Here is a 20,229-nt window from a genome sequence, read left to right as displayed (position 1 = left end):
GTTCCAGTTTAATGAAGGCCGCGGCTGGTTTCCGCCTCAGCCAGGTCTCAGTTCTCGAGGATTTCCTGGAAACGGCGCTGGAACTGATCGAGCTGGTTCAGGGACTGGAGCATCTCGGAGGCTTCCATCGATAGCAGCTCCGAAAGATCGAGGCTCCCAAATCTCGCTGGCGCTTCGTTGAGGACATCAACGATGCTGAAGCAGTTGTGATCGTCGCGTCTGAGTTTGTACCGATCGCTTGTCATCAGGATTACGATTCATCATCGCGATTTAATCGAACGCGTTCATTCAGCGAAACCGCCGTCTTGTCCCCTTCGGCCAACCTCAGGCGCGTCAGATTGCGGCCGCTGACTTCTACCGGAACGTTGGTGAAGGTGTCGATAACGGACCACGCACCGTCGCGGCTCCTGTGTACCTGTAGCGATCATTCTCCGATGAGCTGGGCCAATTATCTGCGAGCGGCAGCGCGACGTGCATCTAGCCACTCGGCGAGGTCGGTCAGGTGCACGCCCTTGGCAGCCTTCTGGCTGTCTTCGATGGCCTGGATCAGTAATGCCGGTAGCGGCGATCCCTATATCGGTAGCCACGATCCCATCGGTCGCGGTGGTGTCGCCTCCAATCTCGATGGCGATAGTAGTCGTGGTGCCGATAGCGCGGCCTGTCATCGATCACGAAGACCGGCTCGGCATAGACCGGCTGCTCGTAGATCACCCCTGAGTAGGACTCGCTATAGTAGCCGGTTCCGGCAACGCAGCCGCTGAGCATCAGCGCTCCAAGACCGATGGCTGCGAACTGTATTAAGCGTCCGGTAGCTCTCATTTGCAGCATCCTTAAAAGCTCCGCGCGTGATGCGCTACGAGCTCAGAGGGGTCGTCATGGGACGAAGATGAAGTATGCGCACGCGAAAGCGAATACCGTAGCAGCAGCGTAGGCGCCATAAACGACGAGATCGTGCGACTCGTCTTTCGTATGTTCGCGAAAGTGTCTGTCACGCATTCTGATCGCTCCGTTTGATTGACGTGACCAGCAAGCTCCGAGGGAACGGCGCAATTTCGACAGGCACGGTAAAAGCGAGGGACTTGGTTAGCGAAGCATTTACGCTGCGCGCGGAGATTCGCCCGCCCGTACGTATGCGATCAAGAGCGCCTGGGCCAAAGTCGACATCATGTTTCGCCTCTGCTCGCCCTGCTTGCCTTCCAGACTTCGTAGGCGTCCGGCTCAGCTACAGCATCAGAACGGTGAACGAGAACGATCCGGCCATCCTGCCCGATCTCGGTTCGATGTATCTCAAGCCCCGCGGCCTGAGCGGCTTTTATCGCCCGAACAACATCGGACCGTTTGAAAGACAGAGGGCCACGGCCCATGATGGAGGTCCTTTCGCTATGCCTTTCGGAGCAAGGCACGATGCCCTCGAAACCCCGGGAGCGCAGAAATCATGAGCTTGTTCACTTCGATGTCCGCCTGACGGACTGGCGTTGGGAATACGGTTTCGCCGTCGCCGCCCCATTAGGACGAGAATCGCCCCGCAAACCCTATTTCGATAACAGGCAAATTGAGTTGTACGGCGTGCCGATTCGTCCGCACGGCCTGCGGGCAGACGCGGCATTATTCCGGCTTCTGTTCCTCGTCGATATGAAGGAAGTGGAGGGCTCTTCGCCGCCGCCATCGATCGGGGACCTCAACCTGTATGATGGATTGCTCAAGGCCTTTGTCGTCCTGCCCATAGATGTCCTGTCTTCCGTCCTCGTCATGCTGACCGCGAATAAGTTCAAGCGCGTGTCGATTTGGGCGCCGAAGCTGCACTATGGGAAGTCCCAGATCGCAGCATTTCACTTTTGCCGTAACATTGATGATGAGTACCCGGAGTGAGGCACCCCGCGGAGGCGTTTGTGAAACTGGCTGAGACACCCATCGCGCCCCGCGGATTGTCGCGCTCTCAGGCAGCCGCCTACGTGGGGATCGGGGCCACTCTGTTCGATCGGCTGGTGGCAACTGGTAAGATGCCCCAGCCGCGGGAAATCGCGGGGCGCCGAGTCTGGGACCGGCAGGAAGTCGACCGGGCATTCGAAGAACTGCCCCATGTCGCCGATGAGGCATCCGCCAGCAATCCGTCGGACGTGCGCTTGGGGGTCGAGACGCCGCCGGCGAAAGGCAGCCCCTCAGTCACGGGTCAGGCTGGGGACCATTTGCCGAGCGCTTACAGCCCTGCAACCCTCGCCAGACGCTGGCACTGCTCCGAACGGCACATTCGAAACGTGGTCCGAAAGGGCGACCTCGAAACATTTTGCCTCGGTGGAAAGCTCCTGCGGATAAAGCGAGAGGTCGTCGAAGCGTACGAGGCGCGGCGAGATGGCGCGGGCTGAATTCCTAATGCCGGCGAGATTGAAGCGATGCGTTCGACGCTATCCCGCTATGCGTCATTCGCCAATCATTTGCGCCAGTTCTTTGCGAGCGGCGGCTCGACGGGCGTCCACCCATGCGGCTAGATCGGTCAAATGGACGCCCTTTGCCGCTTTCTGGCTGGTCTCGATGCGAATCATCGGCAATCGGATCTCCCCGCTGGCTATTTTCTCCGATAGCTTCTTTGGCGTCAGGTGGCAGAAGTAGTCACGGCATACAATGTCGATCGGGATGACGGCTTGCCCGTCGTACTGCGCCATCAGGAGGAATTCAGTTCTCACTCGCGTTCCTCCTGGCCGTAAACATCCAGCGTTAGCGGCTCGTTCGCCTCATCGGTCACAGGCTATCCGCCGTCATTGAGAAAACCTCAGCATCGAGCCATCTGGGCATCTGCCTCTCTCGTCGCTCTGCCTCAAATCCTTCGGACCAGAGTGAATGATCCGGAGAATGCAATGTATACGGGTTGGAAGCCTCGGCACCCTCGGCGCGGAAGGCTTGCCGGCCTGCTTCCCAAGCCGCACGTTCGCGTTCGGCGGCCGCAATTTTGCTGGCCAGATTGTTGGCACCCATATGCTGCTTTCGACGGCTACATGCTCACTCGCTAGTCAGTTGGCCCAGAACATTGATTCCCGTCAACTCTCAGTCATCCGCGTCGCCGTATCCGGCTGGTGCTGGTAGCCGGTCTGGCGTTCGATCTCCCGCATGACCGCGTTCCAGCGACGCACATCGTCTGAAGCGTCGACCACCTGTGCAAGCCGACGTTTGTCGCGGGCTGTCACCCACGCACCGTGCGGCCCGTGCATGGTGACAAGGACGGTGGCCTCCCGGCGGATATGTTCAGGTGCTTGGAATAGGCGTCGTAAGCGCCGTAGCACGCGCGTTAGGGACATCGAGGTCCACCACCGTATCGTCCTCGGCGCAAGCTCAATTCGCCGAGCAATTTGGATTGCATGGTCAGGTTACAGCCCAACCTTAGCAGCACGGGTTTCAAGCAGTCGACGGAACTCGCCGGCATTGTAAACTACATTTGACTTCGAGCTAGCACCGGCGTTGGCGTGACGCTGGCGCCGTCGGCTTGTCACAAACGCCTCCAGATCGTCTGACCGGTATCGCCGTGTCTCTCTATCAAATCGCCCGATGTTGATGTACGCGATCGCTCCGCTTGTCGTCAGATCGCGCAGTTGACGCGTGGAGACTGCTAGAAACTTGGCTGCTTCGGCCGGCGTCAGCAACGGCTTCTGATGGGATTCCATGTCGCATCTCATGTCGGGTGGAGTAGCCGAGCGTAACTGGAACACCCTGCTACCATTTTGCTACCGAACTCGGTAGCATCAGCCTAAACCCGATGGGATCGGCAGGTACAGGGCAGGGCAGGAAGCCGTACAATACGGGGCTTACGGGGATCAGCGGGTGCAACCCGATACGCTCGTAAGCGAATTTCAAGACCGGTGCCTTCAACCGCTCGGCCACCCATCCGACAGCGTCCGATTAAAGCCGACAGCGGTCCGGCGCAAGCGGGCGCCGTGCCTTTGCCGCGATCGTGGGCGCGACGTTCCTGGCGATGGCTGCCCCGGTTCAGGCAGTCGGTGACGCGCAGCCGGGGCGGGAGAGGGTGTTGTAATAATTCGTGAACGGGCGTGATCCGCATGCGGCTGGCGGGTCAACAGTGGCGGCAATGTGGCAGCAGCGGCTGGGCAGCGGGGCCGCGCAGCTGACGGCATGCCGGCGCATCGTGCTGTGTTCGCGTGGGAGAGCCTGTTCGGACTCAACGCGTTATCGCCGGGCGCGGCAGGGGCCGCGCCGCGTTTGGGGGGCGTGGCAACGCGGAGCCGGGCGGTTGTGAAGAGCGTGTCGGCTGCGCGCGGCCGGCGGCCAAGTCAAGCGCCGAAAGGGCCGGCGGATCGGGCGCGTTGCGGCCAAAGGTTTGCCCGGCGGGTTCAGTCTTTGGTAAGCTCCAGCCTGCATGGGGGCGCAGGTGCCGGAAGTGCCGTTCGCGGATCTTCCGGCTGTGTATTGAGTGATGGAAGGGGCGCAGCATGGGCATTGCCGCTGCGAGACGGAAGCGACACGGGCTGATGACCGGCCTGATCGTTTCGTCCGGAATGTTTCTGGCCGGCTGCACGGGGACGCAGTCCCCGGTCGAGGAACTGGCCGACATCAGCACCACCGTGAAATTCGACTCCCGGACCTTCGGTGTTCCGGCCAGTCCGCGCATCACCACTGCCAAGCGCGTACCCAAGGGCGGCGGCCGCTCGCAGGTCGGCAAGCCCTACAAGGTGCGCGGCAAGTGGTACTATCCCAAGGACGATCCCGGCTATTCCAAGTCCGGCACAGCCTCGTGGTACGGCCCGAACTTCCACGGGCGCCTGACCGCGAATGGCGAAGTCTACGACATGCATGGCCTGTCGGCGGCCCACAAGACGTTCCCGCTGCCCTCCTATGCCATGGTTACCAATCTGGAGAATGGCAGCCGCGTGATGGTGCGGGTCAACGACCGCGGGCCCTTCGCCCATGGTCGCGAGATCGATCTGTCGGCCGTAGCGGCGAAGCTGCTCGACTTCCAGCATGCCGGCACTGCCGAGGTGCAGGTCGACTATATCGGCCGGGCGCCGCTGGAAGGCGACGACACGCAGATGCTGATGGCGAGCTACGTGCCGGCCCAGGGCGCCGATCCGTATGGCGACACCGTCATGGTCGCTTCGGCCGACGATCGGCCGGTCCCGCAGCGCGGCGTTCAGCCAAGCGCGATTGCCTATGGCGAGACCCGCGAATTGCCGGGTGTGCGTCCGGACGCCGTCCGGGCGGGCGAGGGCAGGGGCGCCGGATCGGGTGAGGGCTTCGACCTGCGCCGCTTGCTGCCGCTGGACGGGATCGCGGCTTTCGCCAGTTCCTACGCGCCGGAACAGAGCACCGGCGGTGCAGGCGATGCACTGTCGGCGGCGATCGCCGTGGAGCCGGAACGGATTGCCATCGGCACGATCGCCGGCGATCTGGCCGAGCGGGTGCGCAGCGTCGCATTCGGTCATGGCGAGCTGGTCGAGGACGATGTCCCGGGCGAGAATGGCCGCGTCGCGACGCTGGTCGTCGCCCCGGGTGCCGACACCGATGCCGTGTTGCGTCGGCTCTGGCAGGTCGGCGCCGAAGACGCCTTCGTCATTCGCGACTGATCGGTTGCGCGACAGGCCCGGCACGGCGGCCGACGGGCTTGTCGAACCCCTGCGCGCATCCTGTCCTGAGAGAGCGGAAACCAGTCCGGCGGAAAGTGACGACGCGCATGTTGCAGCGGCGTCCGGCAGCGGCCTAAAGTCCGCTCATCTTCCAGTGCCCGCGGCTCCCAGCCGCCGGCACGTGCACGCGGACACCGATGACACACGCATTTCCGTTCAAGGCCTTCCTCGTCACCGCCTCTCTCCTGCTGCCGCTGGCAGGGCCCGCCAGCCCCGTCCTGGCCCAGGAGGAGGACGTGCCGCGGATCGAGACGACGGCCCGCGAAGCGTTGCTCGTCGATGGCGAAACCGGCACGGTCCTGTTTGCCAAGAATGCCGACGCACCGTTTCCACCGGCGTCGCTCGCCAAGATGATGACGATGGAAATCGTCTTCGCCGCGATCAAGGACGGGACGCTCACCCTCGACACGGAATTTCCCGTCAGCGAGCATGCCTGGCGCACCGGCGGCGCGCCGTCGCGGACCTCGACGATGTTCGCCGAGCTGAAGTCGCAGGTGCCGGTCTCGGCGCTGATCCGTGGGGCGATCATCCAGTCGGCCAACGACGCGGCGATCGTGATCGCCGAGGGCATGGAAGGCTCCGAGGCGGCCTTCGCCGAGCGCATGAACGCCCGGGCCCGCGAACTCGGCATGATCAATTCGCGCTTCGCCAATCCGACCGGCCTGCCGGCGGACGACCAGTATGTCACCGCCCGCGACCTGATCACGCTGGCGCGTCACCTGCGGTCCACCTATCCCGAGCTCTACGCGATCTATGCCGAGCCGGCCTTCGAGTGGAACAAGATATTCCAGCGCAATCGCAATCCGCTGCTGTCGATGGAGATCGGCGCGGACGGGATCGAGACCGGCTATACCGAGGCCTCGGGGTTCAGCCTGGTCGGCGCCACCTCGCATGGCGGCCGCGATACGCTTCTGGCGGTGAGCGGTCTCGAAACCGCCCGCGACCGCGCCAGCGAAGCCCGCAAGCTGCTGCTGTGGGCGCGGGAATCGTTCGAATCGGAGACGCTGTTTCCGGCCGGCCAGATCGTCGGTTCGGCCAATGTCTTCGGCGGCGAATCCGGGAGCGTCGCGCTGGCCGCGACGGAGCCCGTCGAGGCGCTCGTTCCCGCCGATGCGCCGGAGCTCGTCAGCCTGCAGATCCGCTATCTGGAACCATTGATCGCGCCGATTGCCGAAGGCCAGACCGTTGCCTCGCTGGATATTCTGGTAGAAGGAGAGCCGGTGCTTTCGCGCGACCTCCACGCTGCCAGCGCGGTGGCCGCCGGAAGCTTCACCGATCGCGCGCTCGGCGCGGTCAGGGAGCTCGCCGTCGGCTGGCTCCGGACGCTCTGATCATCCACGCGGACGCGAATTGACCCGATTTTTCATGACATTCGAGGGCGGCGAGGGGAGTGGCAAGACGACCCAGATCGCCCGGCTTGCCGACCATCTGCGCAACGAGGGCCACGACGTCGTCACCACCCGCGAGCCGGGCGGCTCGCCCGGCGCCGACGCACTGCGGCACGTCATCCTGTCCGGCGCCGCCGAGGGGCTGGGCGTCGAGGTCGAGGCGATGCTCTTCGCAGCCGCCCGCGCCGACCATGTGGACACGCTGATCCGGCCGGCACTGGATGCCGGCAAGATCGTCCTGTGCGACCGGTTCCACGATTCCACCCGGGTCTATCAATTCCTCGATTCCGATCTCGACCAGGATTATCGCGACGCGATGGAGCGAGCCGCGCTCGGCGATCTCCTGCCGAACCTGACCATCATCCTCGACGTGCCGGCGAGCGTCGGTGTCGAGCGGGCGCGGCAGCGCCGGGCCGACCATTCGCCCGACCGTTTCGAGAAGGAGGACGAAGCGCTGCACGAGCGCCGCCGGCAGGCCTTCCGCAAGCTCGCCGAGGACGAACCGGAGCGCTGCGTGATCGTCGATGGCACACAGGCCGAAGAGAAGGTCGCGGCGGAGATCCGGGACATCGTCGACGACCGCCTCGGGGCGGCCCGGTTCGAGGCGATCGGCCAGTCGCTGGGGGCAGGGCAGGCCGCACGATGAGCGAGGCGGCGCTGGACATCCCGGCGAGCCACGACGATCTCGATGGCGTGCCGCCGCCCGCGGCAACCCCCACGCTCTTCGGACACCGCAGCGAATTCGCCGAGCTGGCGTCGGCCGAAGCGGCCGGGCGGCTGCACCATGCCTGGCTGTTTCAGGGTCCGCGCGGGGTCGGCAAGGCGACGACCGCCTTCGCCTTCGCGCGGCACCTGCTTTCGCCCGGCCATGCCAGGGGCACCGAGCCGCCGGTGTTCGATCCGGCCGACCCCGCCATGCGCCAGATCGCGCTCGGCACCTATCCCGGCCTCGTCCATGTCACCCGGCCGCCGGTCGAGAAGGGCACGGGCTTTCGCACCCAGATCACCGTCGAGGGCGTGCGCAAGCTGAACCGCTTCTTCCAGGCCACCGGTTCGCGCACGAGCTGGCGGATCGCGATCATCGATCCGGCCGACGACATGAATCGCAGTGCCGCCAATGCGCTGTTGAAGATTCTTGAGGAGCCGCCGGCGCGCTCGGTCTTCCTGATCATGAACCACACGCCGGGCCGGCTGTTGCCGACCATCCGGTCGCGCTGCCGCACCCTGCGCTTCGAGCCGCTGGGTGACGATGACCTGGCCGCGGCGACCGCCGCCGCGCTGCCCAGCGCCGGCCAGGACGAGATTGCCGCCGCCGTGCCGCTCAGCGAAGGCAGCGCGCGGCAGGCGATCTCGCTGATCGCCTATGGCGGGATCGAGATCCGGCAGTCGCTCCAGACGCTCATTGCAGCAGACCGGCCCGACTGGAACAGCATCCATTCCATGGCCGACGCCCTGACCCAGAAGGGGCGCGAGCAGGCCTACGAGTTTCTCATCACGGCGCTCCTGTCGGCAACAGCCGAGGCGAGCGAGGCGTGCCTTTCGCGCGGCGACAGTGCCGGGGCCGCGTCGCTCGCGGCGCTATGGCAGGACGAGACCGCAAGGCTGCGCGAGGCCGCGGCCTACAATCTCGATCGCAAGCAGGCGCTGCTGACGCTTTTCGACCGGTTCTACCGCTGCCGCGGGGCCGCAAGCGCCTCCTGAACGCCATTGCGGCAGGTTTCGGGCGCCGATCGATTGAGCCGCCTGCGCCAATGCACTATGTCGCAGGGATCACGTCGCCTATCGTACCGGAGTTTGACGACAGCCCCATGGCCGAACGCTTCTACCTGACCACCGCGATCTCCTATCCGAACGGTCGTCCGCATATCGGCCACGCTTACGAGTTCATCGCGACCGACGCGCTGGCGCGCTTCAAGCGGCTGGACGGCTACGACGTGTTCTTCCTGACGGGCACCGACGAGCACGGCATCAAGATGCTGCAGAGCGCGCGCGAGCAGGGCATCAGCCCGGCCGAGCTCGCCCGGCGGAACTCGGCCGAGTTCGAGGCGATGGCGACCCTTCTGGGCGGCACCAACGACGATTTCATCCGCACCAGCGAAGACCGGCACGTGGCCGCCAGCCAAGCGATCTGGACCAAGATGGCCGCCGCCGGAGACGTCTACAAGGACGCCTATTCGGGCTGGTACTCGGTCCGCGACGAAGCCTATTATGGCGAGGACGAGACAGAGCTGCGCGAGGACGGCAAGCGCTACGGCCCGCAGGGCTCGCCCGTCGAATGGGTGGCCGAGGAAAGCTATTTCTTCAAGCTGTCGGAATTCCAGGACCGGCTGCTGGCGCTCTATGAGGACAATCCCGACTTCATCGGCCCGGCCGAGCGGCGCAACGAGGTGATGTCCTTCGTGCGCTCGGGCCTGCGCGACCTGTCGATCTCGCGGACCACCTTCGACTGGGGCATTCCCGTGCCCGGCGACGAGAAGCACGTCATGTATGTGTGGGTCGACGCCCTCACCAACTACCTGACCGCGACCGGCTTTCCGGAGGAGGGCGAGCGCTCGGCCTACTGGCCCGCCGACCTGCACGTCATCGGCAAGGACATCGTGCGCTTCCACACGGTCTACTGGCCGGCCTTCCTGATGTCCGCCGGCCTGCCGCTGCCGCGCCGCGTCTATGCGCACGGCTTCCTGTTCAACCGCGGGGAGAAGATGTCGAAGTCGGTCGGCAACGTCATCGACCCGGCTGCCCTGGTCGAGGTCTACGGCCTCGATCGGCTGCGCTATTTCCTGCTTCGCGAGGTTCCGTTCGGCCAGGACGGCAATTATTCTCACGAAGCGATCGTCAACCGGACCAATTCCGAGCTCGCCAACGATCTCGGCAATCTGGCGCAGCGGTCGCTGTCGATGGTCGGCAAGCATTGCGGCGCCAAGGTGCCGACGCCGGGCGCGTTCACCGAGGCCGATACGGCGATCCTGACGGCTGCGAACGACCTGTTGCCCAAGGTCCGCACGATGATCGACCGGCAGGAACTGCACGGCGTCCTCGCCGCGATCATCGCCGTGGTCAGCGAGGCCAATCGCTATTTCGCCGGCCAGGAGCCCTGGGCACTGCGCAAGAGCGATCCGGCGCGAATGGAGACGGTGCTGTTCGTTACTGCCGAAATCCTGCGCCGCGTGGCGATCCTGCTGCAGCCCTTCGTGCCCGAGAGCGCCGGCAAGCTGCTCGACATTCTCGGGGTCGGCGCGGACGCTAGGACGTTCAACGAACTGACGCCGGATGTCCGCCTGGTGCCGGGGGCCGACCTGCCGGCGCCGCAGCCGATCTTCCCGCGCTTCGTCGAGGCGGAAGACGCCGCATCATGATGCCGTTCCTCGTCGACAGCCATTGCCATCTGGACTTCCCGGACTTCGCCGAGGACCGTGCGGACCTGATCGCCCGCGCCAAGGCCGAAGGCGTCGGCCTGTTCGTGACGATCTCGACCTTCGTCTCGAAGATCGAGAACTTGAAGGCGATCACGCGGGACCATCCGGAGGTCTATGCCTCGGTCGGGACCCATCCGCACAATGCCGCCGCCGAGCCGGATGTCAGCACCGAAGAACTCGTGCGTCTGTCGCAGGACCAGAGGATCGTCGCCATCGGCGAAGCCGGGCTCGACTATTTCTACGACAAGGCGCCGCGCGACATCCAGGAGATGGTGTTTCGCCGGCATATCGCGGCGGCGCGCGAGACCGGGTTGCCGCTGGTGATCCATTCCCGCGACGCCGACGACGACATGATCCGCATCCTCGAGGACGAAAGCGGGAAGGGGGCCTTCCCCTTCATCCTGCACTGCTTCTCCGCCGGACCGCGGCTCGCCGAGGTCGGCGTGGCGCTTGGCGGCCATTTGTCGTTCTCCGGCATCCTGGCCTTCAAAAAGTCCGAGGAGATCCGCGCCATCGCCGCCGACGTCCCGATGGAGCGCCTCCTGGTGGAGACCGACGCGCCGTATCTCGCGCCGCCGCCATATCGCGGCAAGCGCAATGAGCCGGCTTACGTTCGCCATACCGCTGAGGTGCTTGCAAAAACGAAGGGAGTCGATCTGGCGACCATCGCGCGCCAGACCTCGGACAATTTCTTCGCGCTGTTCTCGAAAGTTCCCGATCCGAGAACGGCTTAGGCGGAGACGCTGAGGGTGAGCGACACGCTACGGCTGACCATTCTGGGCTGCGCTTCGTCGCCGGGCGTGCCGCGCATCAACGGCGACTGGGGGGCCTGCGATCCCACGAACCCGAAGAACCGCCGTCTGCGGTCGTCGGCGCTGGTCGAACGGATCGGGCCGGACGGCCGGACGGTCGTTGCCATCGATTGCGGCCCGGATTTTCGCGAGCAGATGCTGATGGCCCGGGTAACGCATCTCGACGCCGTGGTGCTGACCCATCCGCATGCCGACCACATTCACGGCATGGACGATCTGCGCGGCTACATGCTGACGCAGAAGTCCCGGATTCCGGTGCATTCCGACCACTCGACCCATGCACGGGTGCTGGAAGCCTTCCGCTATTGCTTCGAGACCCCGGCGGGCAGCGCCTATCCGCCGGTGGCGCGGCATGTCGAGATCAGCGCCGGCGAAGCATTCTCGGTCGATGGCGCCGGCGGCAAGCTGAACTTTGCGCCATTTCGCCAGGAGCACGGCTCCATCCATTCGCTGGGCTACCGGATCGGGCCGCTGGCCTATTGCAGCGATGTCAGCGATTTTCCGGCGGCTGCGATCGCGGCCATTGCCGGTGCGCAGCACATCGTCATCGACGCGCTTCAGTACCGGACGCATCCCAGCCATCTGTCGGTCGAACAGGCGCTCGACTGGATCGCGCGTCTCGGCGTGCCGGAAGCGACGCTGACCCATATGCATATTCCGCTGGACTACGACACGCTCTGCCGCGAGCTGCCAGGCCATGTGCGTCCGGGCTTTGACGGCCTGACGTTGGAATGGTCGCTCGATGCCTGAGCCGAAGCCGAGCCAGCCGCCAACGGATCGCAGGGCCGACCGAGGCCGTCCAACGTCCGGCATATCTGCTGTCCATCAGCCGCCATCGGTTTGGTTCCATAATCTATCTTATGCAACTTATCTGTATGGGTGGATGGGTATCTGCTCGGCTGTGGGCCGTGTGAGACGCCGCGATGCGTGGCGGCCATCGGCTGGCCCTTCCCCTCCGGTCCGCGCGTCGCTATGCGGGATCGATCCGCAGGACTGTTCCGGAGTTTCGCCATGACGCCATCCAAGGACGTTGCACGCCTCGTCGAGATCATGGCGGCGCTGCGCGATCCGGTGTCCGGCTGCCCCTGGGATGTCGAGCAGGATTTCGCGACGATCGCGCCCTACACGATCGAGGAAGCCTACGAGGTCGCCGACGCCATCGAACGCAACGACGCGGTCGACCTGCGCGAGGAGCTGGGCGACCTCCTGCTGCAGGTCGTCTATCACGCGCAGCTGGCAACGGAGGCCGGCCTGTTCGATTTCGGCGACGTGGTGGACGGCATCACCCGCAAGATGATCCGCCGGCATCCGCATGTCTTCGGAGATGCGGAAGCGCGTTCGGCGGGTTCGGCCAAGGGCCAGTGGGAGCGCATCAAGGCCGAGGAAAAGGCCGAGCGCGCGGCTCTGCGCGAAACCGTCGCCACAGTCGCGCTGACGGCCGAGACGCGCGTCCCGGAGGCAGCAGACCAGGCCGGGTCCGGGTTTCTCGATGGGGTTCCGTCAGGCTTTCCGGCGCTGACGCTGGCACTGAAAATCCAGCAGAAAGCCGCGAAAGTGGGCTTCGACTGGGACCGGCCGGAGCCGATCGTCGGCAAGATCATCGAGGAAATCGACGAAGTGGCCGAGGCTGCGGAGAGCGGCGATCGCGACGCGCTGGAGGGCGAGATCGGGGATCTTCTGTTCAGCGCAGTCAATCTCGCGCGCTATCACGAGATCGATCCCGAAGCCGCGCTGCGGCGTTGCGTCCGCAAGTTCCGCGGCCGTTTCCGCCATATCGAACAGGAGCTTGCCGCGACGGGCCGCGCGCTGGAAACGGCCAGCCTCGATGAAATGGAAGCGCTCTGGATCGCGGCCAAGACACGCAAGCAGCCGGCGGCCTCCTGACCTGATCGGCCGATTGTGTGGGGCTGATCCGGTACCGTCGTTCACGGCTGCCGCATTCAGGCCTTCGGAGTTCCGGTGCCCGATCTCGGCCGTTTCGGTTCGCCTCTGGGCTTTGCGGCGCCCTTCGTCCGGGCCGCGCGCCGGGAGGCTCCGTCAGCTAGGGCGATCCAGCGCTGCGCTTCGTCCGGGTCGTCGAAGGCGGCATCCGGCATCCGGTAATAGGGCATCCGCACGGGGCTTCGGCCGGTGCGGGCGTAATGCCAGTTTTGCAGACCTTCGGCCTCATAGATGGCATCCGTCTCGGCATCGCTCTTGAGATAGAGTTCGCCGTCGACGACCAGGGCGAGGATGCGATCCCCGTCATAAATCCCCTGCCCGCCGAACATCCGGCGAATGCGAAACCCCGGAACCGAGGCGAAGAGCTCGCGGAGAAATTCCTTGTCCATCGGACCGCTCAGGTGCGATGGCGGGCGGTCATCCCGGCTGGCCGGCGAGCGCGGCCAGATCGGCCTGTCTCAGCTCGACGGATTCGCCGCAGCCGCAGGCCGAGGTCTGGTTGGGATTGCGGAAGGTGAAGCCGGACCGCAGGACGGTCTCCTCGTAGTCCATTTCGGTGCCGAGCAGGAACAGGACCGCTTCCGGCGCGACCAGCACCCTGGCGCCGTCCTTCTCGATCATGTCCTCGTTGGGATTGGCTTCGGTTGCGAGGTCGATGGTGTATTCCATGCCTGCGCAGCCGCCCTTCTTGATGCCGACCCGCAGGCCGAGCGCACCCTCGCCCTTGCTCGACGTGATCGCCTTGACCCGCTCGGCAGCGGCGTCGGTCATGCTCATCACGGTGAAGCGGCCCATGGCGGCCTCCTTTCGAGAAATTCTGTTACGCGAACACTATCAGAAAGATGGGGCGTTTCGCGAGGCGCCACAAGGCGAACGCTGCGTCGGCATGCGGGCTGCGCGCGATGCAACACCGCTCAGGACCGCGACCAGAGTTCGCGTGTGGCGAATTCGGCCGCATGGCCGTCGGGGTCGCGGAAATACAGGCTGTGGCCCCGTCCCCGCGACCATTGCACCTCGCTCTCCACCGCGACGCCGCAGGCTTCGAGATGGTGGCGCCATTCATCCACCGAGCCCGGCGGAATGCCGAGCGCGAAGTGGATCGGACCCTGGCCGTCATGGGGCGGGATCGTCCCGTCCGGCGTCGCCACCGGTTCCAGCGTGGAGCCGCGGGCGAACAGGATCAGGACCGTGCCGTCGGGCAGGCGGAAGACGCAGATGCGGTCTTCCTCGAACAGCGGCTCGATGCCGAGCAGGCCCGCGTAGAACGCCTTCGACCGCGCCACGTCGTCGACATAGAGGCAGGTCTCCAGCAATCCCGACAGCGGCGGTGTCATGGCGTCAGCGTCAGAACCAGCCGACGGCGACCTGCGCCTCTTCGCTCATCCGCTCGGGCGTCCACGGAGGATCGAAGACGAGGTCGACGCGGACCTGGCCGACGCCGTCGACGGAGCTGACGGCGTTCTCGACCCAGATCGGCATTTCGCCAGCCACCGGACAGCCCGGCGCGGTCAGGGTCATCTCGACATCGACATTGCGCTCGTCGTCGATGTCGATCTTGTAGATCAGGCCGAGCTCGTAGATGTCGGCCGGGATTTCCGGGTCGTAGACGGTCTTCAGCGCGCCGACGATGTCGTCGGTGAGGCGCGTGAGCTCCTCGGCCGGGATCGCCGATTGTGTGCCGTTGTCGCCGGACGCCATGGCGACGTTGGCGGCGGCGGTGTCGTCCGCTGCGGGCTTTTGTTCGGCTTGGTCGGTCATGCGATCATCCTTGCGGCCTGCCCCGGTTTCGCGTGATCGCGATGCTGCGGGGCCATGCCTTCAATATCTTCTCTGGCGAGCGCCTGATCAGGCGAAGAAGCGCCGTGCCTTTTCGAGCGCCTCGGCCAGGCGATCGATCTCGTCGGTGGTATTATACATACCAAACGATGCCCGGCATGTGGAAGTCGCGCCGTATCGCTTCAAGAGCGGCTGGGCGCAGTGGGTGCCGGCGCGCACGGCGACGCCCTCGCGGTCGATGACCATGGAAATGTCGTGGGCGTGGATGCCCTCCAGGTCGAAGGAGACGATGGCCCCCTTCCCCGGCGCTTCGCCATAGATGCGCAACGAGTTCACTGCGCGCAAACGCTCATGGGCGTAGTCGCGCAGGGTTTCCTCGTGGGCGGCGATCGCCTCACGGCCGATCTCTCGCATGTAATCCAGGGACGCACCGAGGCCGATGGCCTGGACAATCGGCGGCGTGCCCGCCTCGAAGCGGTGCGGCGGCGCGTTGTAGGTCACCGCGTCCTCGGTCACCTCGACGATCATCTCGCCGCCGCCATTGAAGGGCCGGGTGCGCTCCAGCATCTCGCGCTTGCCGTAGAGAATGCCGATGCCGGTCGGGCCGTAGACCTTGTGTCCGGTGAAGACGTAGAAATCGCAGTCGAGATCCTGCACGTCGACCGGCAGATGCACGGCGGCCTGGCTCCCGTCGACGAGCACCGGAATGCCCTTGGCATGGGCCATCGCGCAGACCGCCTTCACGTCGACGACGGTGCCCAGCACGTTCGACATGTGGGTGGTGGCGATCATCTTGGTGCGCGGCGTGATAGCCCGCTCGAAGGCGGCGACGTCGACGGAGCCGTCTTCCTCGACCGGGACGAAGACCAGCTTGGCGCCCTTCTTCTCGCGGATGAAGTGCCAGGGCACGATGTTGGAGTGGTGCTCCATGATCGTCAGGACGATCTCGTCGCCCTCGCCAATCTCGTTCATGCCGTAGCCATAGGCGACGAGGTTGATCGCCTCGGTGGCCGACCGTGTGAAGACGATCTCCTCGGCGCTCGGCGCATTGAGGAAGTCCGACACCTTGCCGCGGGCCGCCTCGAATTCCTCGGTGGCCTTGTTGGACAGGAAGTGCAGACCGCGATGGACGTTGGCGTAGTCCTCGCTATAGGCCTTCTGGATCGCATCGAGCATGGCCCGCGGCTTCTGGGCCGAGGCGCCGTTGTCGAGATAGACCAGCGGCTTGCCGTAGACTTCCTTCGACAGGATCGGGAAGTCGCGCCGGATGGCGTCGATGTCGTAGGCGGGACTGGCCGCAGCCATCACGTCGGCCTTCATGGCACGGGAACTCCGGTTTGCGCGCGGGTCGCCTCGGCATGGCCGAGGGGCGAGACGGGCGCGACCGAAATCTCCGGCGCGCCCGTCAGGACCGCATTATCGCTCGTGTGCGAGCCAGGCGTCGATGCGCTCCATCAGCGCGTCTCCGGCTGCTTCGTCTTCCAGTTCTTCCACGACCTCGGCGACGAAGGCCTTCACGAGCAGCGCCCGTGCCGGCTTCTCCGGAATGCCGCGCGACATCAGGTAGAACAGGTGATCGGCGTTGATCTCGCCCGCCGTCGCGCCGTGGCCGCACTGCACGTCGTCGGCGAAGATCTCCAGCTCGGGCTTGGCCGAGAAGTCACCCTGGTCCGACAGGAGCAGCGTGTTGCAGGCCATCTTCGCGTCGGTCTTCTGCGCGTCCTTGGCGACCTTGATCATGCCCTGGAAGACGCCGTGACCACCGGTGACCACGTTCCGGAAGGTCTCCGTCGCGGTGGTGTTGGGCACCTGGTGGCGCAGGGTCGTCGTCACGTCGACATGCTGGCCCTCGGTCAGAAGGTTCACGCCGCGAATGCGGATCTCGCTATTCTCGCCAACGGATTCGACGTGAACCTCGTTGCGCACCAGCGCGCCGCCGCTGTTCAGGACGAACAGCTTGAAGACGGCATTGGCGCCGACGGTCACGTTCAGCTGGCCGAGATGGGCGGCGGACATGCCCTTCGCCTGATCGATGATCCAGAGCACTTCGGCCCCGTCGGCGATGGTCAGGTGCGACACGCCGGTCGAGGGCGCGCCGGTGGCATTGCCCTCGATGCGCTCGACGAAGGTCGCGCGGGCCCCCTCGCCGACCGTGCAGCGGGCAAAGCCGTGACCGCGCTCGCCGGTGCCGGCGCGCAGCTCGATCGCGGACGCCAGCGCCGTACCGGCGGCGACGTTGACCACGACGGCCGGTGCGCCGAAGGCGGCATTGACCAGGCGAACCGTATCGATCGGCCGGTCGAGATGGTTCGGCGACTTGTTCCAGTCCGCCGCCTCGCTCACCGCCGCGATCTGCACGCCCTCGGGCGCGGTGGTCGCGGCCGGGTCGCTCATCTCGACCACATGGCTGTTGTGCAGGAGCGGCGCCAGCAGCGCCGAATCCTCGCTCGCCGATGCCTCGGCCGCCGGCAGGCGCCCCATCAGGGCGCGCAGATCGGTGTAGTGCCAGGCTTCGGTGCGCCGGTTGGGCAGGCCTTCACGGCGCAGGGCGTCGATGGCGGAGGCCGCCGTCGCAACGCTGCCGGCCCGCTCGGCGCTGTCGATCAGCGCCGCCTCGGCCGGGCTTCTTGTCTTGAGCTGATGCACCGTCATGATCAGGCTGCCTCGTCGATCAGCTGGCCGTAGCCCTCGTTCTCGAGCTGCAGGGCCAGGTTCTTGTCGCCGGTCTTGATGATGCGGCCCTTGTAGAGGACGTGCACCGTGTCCGGCACGATGTAGTCGAGAAGGCGCTGGTAATGGGTGATGACCAGGAACGAGCGCTCCGGCGAACGCAGCGCGTTGACGCCGTCGGCGACGATCTTCAGCGCATCGATGTCGAGGCCGGAATCGGTCTCGTCCATGACGCAGAGCTTGGGCTCGAGCAGCGCCATCTGGAGGATCTCGGCGCGCTTCTTCTCGCCGCCCGAGAAGCCGACATTCAGCGGCCGCTTCAGCATGGCGGCATCGATCTTCAGATCGGCGGCCGCTGCCTTCACCCGGCGCATGAAGTCGGGCGTGGTCAGCTCGCCCTCGCCGCGCGCCTTGCGCTGGGAGTTGAGCGCGGTCTTCAGGAAGGTCATCGTGGCGACGCCCGGGATCTCCAGCGGATACTGGAAGGCCAGGAAGACGCCCGATGCGGCGCGCTCGGCGGGGTCCATCTCGAGGATCGACTCGCCGTTGTAGAGGATGTCGCCCTCGGTGACCTCGTAGTCGTCGCGACCGGCGAGGATGTAGGACAGGGTCGACTTGCCGGAGCCGTTCGGCCCCATGATCGCCGCGACCTCACCGTCCTGGACGGTCAGATTGACGCCGCGCAGGATCTCGGTTTCGTCGTCCGCCACGCGGGCATGAAGGTTCTTGATTTCAAGCATGTCAGTTCCTGCGATCAGTAGCTGCGCGTGTCGCGCAATTCATAGTGTTGCGAGCGTTCGTCGAACCGCTTCAGGACTCGCCGCGCCTCGTCGGGGACGTAGCTGCGCTCGTGGTCATCGCCGACAAAAGCCTTCACGTTGTCGATGGAATCGAAGTCCATGATGGTGATGAACTCGACCTCGTCGGCAAGCGGGCGACGCAACACCTCAATGCGGCGGAACCCGGGAATGGCCTTGCCTTCGATGCTCTTGATCACCTCCGAGCGAAGGATCGCCTCGTACGTGTCGGCGTTTTCCGGCGTCGTGTATCCATGCCAGATTCGTTTGATCATCCCACCGAGCCTTCGAGGCTGATGCCGATCAGCTTCTGGGCCTCGACGGCGAACTCCATCGGGAGCTGCTGGATCACGTCCTTGACGAAGCCGTTGACGATCAGCGCCACGGCCTCTTCCTCGGGAATGCCGCGCTGCATGCAATAGAACAGCTGGTCGTCCGAGATCTTCGAGGTGGTCGCCTCGTGCTCGAACTGCGCGGTGGCGTTCTTCACCTCGATATAGGGCACGGTGTGGGCGCCGCAGTCGTTGCCGATCAGCAGCGAGTCGCACTGGGTGAAGTTGCGGGCATTCGTCGCCTTGCGGTTGGCCGAGACCTGGCCGCGATAGGTGTTGTTCGAATTGCCCGCCGAGATGCCCTTGGAGATGATGCGGCTCGAGGTGTTCTTGCCGAGATGCAGCATCTTGGTGCCGCTGTCGATCTGCTGGCGACCGTTGGACACGGCGATCGAGTAGAACTCGCCGCGGGAATTGTCGCCGCGCAGGATGCAGGACGGGTACTTCCAGGTGATCGCCGAACCGGTCTCGACCTGGGTCCAGGAGATGCGCGAGTTCTTGCCGCGGCAGTCGCCCCGCTTGGTGACGAAATTGTAGATGCCGCCTTTGCCGTCCTTGTCACCCGGATACCAGTTCTGGACGGTGGAATACTTGATCTCGGCATCGTCCAGGGCGATCAGCTCGACCACCGCCGCATGCAGCTGGTTCTCGTCGCGCTGGGGCGCCGTGCAGCCTTCCAGATAGGAGACGTAGGACCCCTCGTCGGCAATGATCAGCGTGCGCTCGAACTGGCCGGTGTTCTTCTCGTTGATCCGGAAATAGGTCGACAGCTCCATCGGGCAGCGAACGCCCTTCGGCACGTAGACGAAGGAGCCGTCGGTGAAGACCGCGGAGTTCATCGTGGCGAAGAAATTGTCCGACACCGGCACGACCGAGCCGAGATATTTCTTCACCAGCTCGGGATGCTCGCGGATCGCCTCGGAGATCGGCATGAAGATGACGCCGGCCTTCTCGAGTTCCTTCTTGAAGGTGGTGGCGACGGAGACCGAATCGAACACGGCATCGACGGCGACGCGGCTCTCGCGCGGCGCGATCTCGTTGCCGTCCTCGTCATAGGTCGGCTCGGCCGCAGGCTTGACCACGCCGGCCAGCATCTCCTGCTCGCGAAGCGGAATGCCGAGCTTCTCGTAGGTGCGCAGGATCTCGGGATCGACCTCGTCCAGCGAGGCCGGGCCGGACATGGATTTCGGCGCGGCGTAATAGTGAATGTCCTGGAAGTCGATCTCGGGATAGTCGAGACGCGCCCAGGACGGGCTCTCCATCGTCTTCCAGCGCTCGAACGCCTCCAGACGCCAGTCCAGCATCCACTGGGGCTCGTCCTTCTTGGCGGAAATCAGCCGGATGATGTCTTCGTTGAGGCCCTTGGGCGCCACATCCATCTCGATGAGCGTCTCGAAGCCGTATTTGTACTGATCGACATCGATCTTGCGAACCTGATCGATGGTTTCCTGAACTGCTGGCATTCCAATT

General features: G+C 65.0%; 24 protein-coding genes. 10 read left to right on the top strand and 14 right to left on the bottom strand.

The window, feature by feature from the left end:
* Nucleotides 1–47 precede the first annotated feature (47 nt).
* Nucleotides 48–245 carry a hypothetical protein gene (locus N7I30_RS16490; RefSeq protein ID WP_498640196.1) on the bottom strand — a complete coding sequence of 66 codons (198 nt, stop codon included), beginning with the start codon at nt 243–245 and terminating at the stop codon, nt 48–50.
* A 203-nt stretch (nt 246–448) separates the two neighbouring features.
* Entirely contained in the window at nt 449–547 is a 99-nt protein-coding gene (locus N7I30_RS16485) for a pyocin activator PrtN family protein (protein ID WP_498640336.1), read from the bottom strand.
* Between the two features lie 857 nt (nt 548–1,404).
* Here N7I30_RS16485 and N7I30_RS16480 point away from each other — a divergent pair.
* The gene (locus N7I30_RS16480) at nt 1,405–1,869 is read left to right on the top strand and encodes a hypothetical protein (protein ID WP_498640194.1); all 465 of its coding nucleotides are present in this window, start codon (nt 1,405–1,407) and stop codon (nt 1,867–1,869) included.
* Nucleotides 1,870–1,889: 20 nt separating this feature from the next.
* The gene (locus N7I30_RS16475) at nt 1,890–2,363 is read left to right on the top strand and encodes a hypothetical protein (RefSeq protein ID WP_498640192.1); all 474 of its coding nucleotides are present in this window, start codon (nt 1,890–1,892) and stop codon (nt 2,361–2,363) included.
* A 54-nt stretch (nt 2,364–2,417) separates the two neighbouring features.
* Here the strand turns inward: N7I30_RS16475 and N7I30_RS16470 are convergent, their stop codons facing one another.
* The 3 genes from N7I30_RS16470 to N7I30_RS16460 all read right to left on the bottom strand — a co-directional run bounded on the left by N7I30_RS16470 (nt 2,418) and on the right by N7I30_RS16460 (nt 3,653).
* On the bottom strand, nt 2,418–2,681 hold the full coding sequence (locus tag N7I30_RS16470) for a pyocin activator PrtN family protein (RefSeq protein WP_498640190.1): 264 nt from the start codon (nt 2,679–2,681) through the stop codon (nt 2,418–2,420).
* A gap of 55 nt (nt 2,682–2,736) precedes the next feature.
* Entirely contained in the window at nt 2,737–2,970 is a 234-nt protein-coding gene (locus tag N7I30_RS16465; RefSeq protein WP_498640188.1) for a hypothetical protein, read from the bottom strand.
* Nucleotides 2,971–3,359: 389 nt separating this feature from the next.
* Nucleotides 3,360–3,653: a helix-turn-helix domain-containing protein gene (locus tag N7I30_RS16460; protein ID WP_498640186.1), complete on the bottom strand. Its 294-nt coding sequence runs from the start codon at nt 3,651–3,653 to the stop codon at nt 3,360–3,362.
* Between the two features lie 822 nt (nt 3,654–4,475).
* Between N7I30_RS16460 and N7I30_RS16455 the strand changes: the two genes are divergently transcribed.
* The 8 genes from N7I30_RS16455 (at nt 4,476) to mazG (ending at nt 13,127) form a co-directional block, all read left to right on the top strand.
* On the top strand, nt 4,476–5,567 hold the full coding sequence (locus N7I30_RS16455; RefSeq protein WP_498640184.1) for a septal ring lytic transglycosylase RlpA family protein: 1,092 nt from the start codon (nt 4,476–4,478) through the stop codon (nt 5,565–5,567).
* Nucleotides 5,568–5,764: 197 nt separating this feature from the next.
* A complete protein-coding gene (locus N7I30_RS16450) occupies nt 5,765–6,958 on the top strand; it encodes a D-alanyl-D-alanine carboxypeptidase family protein (RefSeq protein WP_498640182.1) in 1,194 nt (397 codons plus the stop codon).
* Between the two features lie 34 nt (nt 6,959–6,992).
* Nucleotides 6,993–7,661 (top strand): dTMP kinase, encoded by a 669-nt coding sequence (tmk, locus tag N7I30_RS16445; protein WP_498640180.1) that lies wholly within the window; start codon nt 6,993–6,995, stop codon nt 7,659–7,661.
* On the top strand, nt 7,658–8,716 hold the full coding sequence (locus N7I30_RS16440; protein ID WP_498640178.1) for a DNA polymerase III subunit delta': 1,059 nt from the start codon (nt 7,658–7,660) through the stop codon (nt 8,714–8,716). The genes tmk and N7I30_RS16440 overlap by 4 nt, the downstream gene beginning before the upstream one ends.
* A 107-nt stretch (nt 8,717–8,823) precedes the next feature.
* The gene (gene metG, locus N7I30_RS16435; RefSeq protein WP_498640176.1) at nt 8,824–10,371 is read left to right on the top strand and encodes a methionine--tRNA ligase; all 1,548 of its coding nucleotides are present in this window, start codon (nt 8,824–8,826) and stop codon (nt 10,369–10,371) included.
* The gene (locus N7I30_RS16430) at nt 10,371–11,165 is read left to right on the top strand and encodes a TatD family hydrolase (RefSeq protein ID WP_498640334.1); all 795 of its coding nucleotides are present in this window, start codon (nt 10,371–10,373) and stop codon (nt 11,163–11,165) included. Before metG ends, N7I30_RS16430 begins: the two co-directional genes overlap by 1 nt.
* 15 nt (nt 11,166–11,180) lie before the next feature.
* Nucleotides 11,181–11,993, top strand: a complete 813-nt coding sequence (locus N7I30_RS16425) for an MBL fold metallo-hydrolase (protein ID WP_498640174.1) — start codon at nt 11,181–11,183, stop codon at nt 11,991–11,993.
* 261 nt (nt 11,994–12,254) lie between these two features.
* Complete coding sequence (gene mazG, locus N7I30_RS16420) at nt 12,255–13,127, top strand: nucleoside triphosphate pyrophosphohydrolase (protein WP_498640172.1); 873 nt, start codon at nt 12,255–12,257, stop codon at nt 13,125–13,127.
* Nucleotides 13,128–13,183: 56 nt separating this feature from the next.
* On the opposite strand, the gene N7I30_RS16415 is transcribed toward mazG, so the two are convergent.
* From N7I30_RS16415 to sufB, 9 genes are all read right to left on the bottom strand, one after another.
* Nucleotides 13,184–13,573: a TfoX/Sxy family protein gene (locus tag N7I30_RS16415; protein WP_498640170.1), complete on the bottom strand. Its 390-nt coding sequence runs from the start codon at nt 13,571–13,573 to the stop codon at nt 13,184–13,186.
* 28 nt (nt 13,574–13,601) lie between these two features.
* Nucleotides 13,602–13,979, bottom strand: coding sequence for a Fe-S cluster assembly scaffold SufA (gene sufA, locus N7I30_RS16410; protein ID WP_498640168.1), 378 nt, complete (start codon nt 13,977–13,979; stop codon nt 13,602–13,604).
* A 119-nt stretch (nt 13,980–14,098) separates the two neighbouring features.
* Nucleotides 14,099–14,518: a VOC family protein gene (locus N7I30_RS16405; protein WP_498640165.1), complete on the bottom strand. Its 420-nt coding sequence runs from the start codon at nt 14,516–14,518 to the stop codon at nt 14,099–14,101.
* A gap of 10 nt (nt 14,519–14,528) precedes the next feature.
* Complete coding sequence (locus N7I30_RS16400; RefSeq protein WP_024351754.1) at nt 14,529–14,942, bottom strand: SUF system Fe-S cluster assembly protein; 414 nt, start codon at nt 14,940–14,942, stop codon at nt 14,529–14,531.
* Nucleotides 14,943–15,029: 87 nt separating this feature from the next.
* The gene (locus tag N7I30_RS16395) at nt 15,030–16,280 is read right to left on the bottom strand and encodes a cysteine desulfurase (RefSeq protein ID WP_483212536.1); all 1,251 of its coding nucleotides are present in this window, start codon (nt 16,278–16,280) and stop codon (nt 15,030–15,032) included.
* Between the two features lie 96 nt (nt 16,281–16,376).
* On the bottom strand, nt 16,377–17,612 hold the full coding sequence (gene sufD, locus N7I30_RS16390; protein ID WP_498640162.1) for a Fe-S cluster assembly protein SufD: 1,236 nt from the start codon (nt 17,610–17,612) through the stop codon (nt 16,377–16,379).
* A gap of 2 nt (nt 17,613–17,614) precedes the next feature.
* Complete coding sequence (gene sufC, locus N7I30_RS16385; protein WP_024351751.1) at nt 17,615–18,370, bottom strand: Fe-S cluster assembly ATPase SufC; 756 nt, start codon at nt 18,368–18,370, stop codon at nt 17,615–17,617.
* Between the two features lie 14 nt (nt 18,371–18,384).
* Entirely contained in the window at nt 18,385–18,702 is a 318-nt protein-coding gene (locus N7I30_RS16380) for an antibiotic biosynthesis monooxygenase family protein (RefSeq protein WP_498640160.1), read from the bottom strand.
* Nucleotides 18,699–20,222, bottom strand: a complete 1,524-nt coding sequence (gene sufB, locus N7I30_RS16375) for a Fe-S cluster assembly protein SufB (protein WP_498640158.1) — start codon at nt 20,220–20,222, stop codon at nt 18,699–18,701. Before sufB ends, N7I30_RS16380 begins: the two co-directional genes overlap by 4 nt.
* Nucleotides 20,223–20,229 lie beyond the last annotated feature (7 nt).

Origin of the sequence: Aurantimonas litoralis, assembly GCF_026153195.1 — a bacterium.
GTDB classification, from domain to species: Bacteria; Pseudomonadota; Alphaproteobacteria; order Rhizobiales; family Rhizobiaceae; genus Aurantimonas; species Aurantimonas coralicida.
This window is presented reverse-complemented; position numbering and strand designations above follow the sequence as displayed.

Bases quoted from the DNA above. Each gene is read 5' to 3' on its own strand.
- N7I30_RS16490 (WP_498640196.1), bottom strand. From the start codon at position 245: ATGACAAGCGATCGGTACAAACTCAGACGCGACGATCACAACTGCTTC.
- N7I30_RS16480 (WP_498640194.1), top strand. From the start codon at position 1,405: ATGCCCTCGAAACCCCGGGAGCGCAGAAATCATGAGCTTGTTCACTTC.
- N7I30_RS16465 (WP_498640188.1), bottom strand. From the start codon at position 2,970: ATGGGTGCCAACAATCTGGCCAGCAAAATTGCGGCCGCCGAACGCGAA.
- N7I30_RS16460 (WP_498640186.1), bottom strand. From the start codon at position 3,653: ATGGAATCCCATCAGAAGCCGTTGCTGACGCCGGCCGAAGCAGCCAAG.
- N7I30_RS16455 (WP_498640184.1), top strand. From the start codon at position 4,476: ATGACCGGCCTGATCGTTTCGTCCGGAATGTTTCTGGCCGGCTGCACG.
- N7I30_RS16450 (WP_498640182.1), top strand. From the start codon at position 5,765: ATGACACACGCATTTCCGTTCAAGGCCTTCCTCGTCACCGCCTCTCTC.
- tmk (WP_498640180.1), top strand. From the start codon at position 6,993: ATGACATTCGAGGGCGGCGAGGGGAGTGGCAAGACGACCCAGATCGCC.
- N7I30_RS16440 (WP_498640178.1), top strand. From the start codon at position 7,658: ATGAGCGAGGCGGCGCTGGACATCCCGGCGAGCCACGACGATCTCGAT.
- metG (WP_498640176.1), top strand. From the start codon at position 8,824: ATGGCCGAACGCTTCTACCTGACCACCGCGATCTCCTATCCGAACGGT.
- N7I30_RS16430 (WP_498640334.1), top strand. From the start codon at position 10,371: ATGCCGTTCCTCGTCGACAGCCATTGCCATCTGGACTTCCCGGACTTC.
- mazG (WP_498640172.1), top strand. From the start codon at position 12,255: ATGACGCCATCCAAGGACGTTGCACGCCTCGTCGAGATCATGGCGGCG.
- N7I30_RS16415 (WP_498640170.1), bottom strand. From the start codon at position 13,573: ATGGACAAGGAATTTCTCCGCGAGCTCTTCGCCTCGGTTCCGGGGTTT.
- sufA (WP_498640168.1), bottom strand. From the start codon at position 13,979: ATGGGCCGCTTCACCGTGATGAGCATGACCGACGCCGCTGCCGAGCGG.
- N7I30_RS16405 (WP_498640165.1), bottom strand. From the start codon at position 14,518: ATGACACCGCCGCTGTCGGGATTGCTGGAGACCTGCCTCTATGTCGAC.
- N7I30_RS16400 (WP_024351754.1), bottom strand. From the start codon at position 14,942: ATGACCGACCAAGCCGAACAAAAGCCCGCAGCGGACGACACCGCCGCC.
- N7I30_RS16395 (WP_483212536.1), bottom strand. From the start codon at position 16,280: ATGAAGGCCGACGTGATGGCTGCGGCCAGTCCCGCCTACGACATCGAC.
- sufD (WP_498640162.1), bottom strand. From the start codon at position 17,612: ATGACGGTGCATCAGCTCAAGACAAGAAGCCCGGCCGAGGCGGCGCTG.
- sufC (WP_024351751.1), bottom strand. From the start codon at position 18,370: ATGCTTGAAATCAAGAACCTTCATGCCCGCGTGGCGGACGACGAAACC.
- N7I30_RS16380 (WP_498640160.1), bottom strand. From the start codon at position 18,702: ATGATCAAACGAATCTGGCATGGATACACGACGCCGGAAAACGCCGAC.
- sufB (WP_498640158.1), bottom strand. From the start codon at position 20,222: ATGCCAGCAGTTCAGGAAACCATCGATCAGGTTCGCAAGATCGATGTC.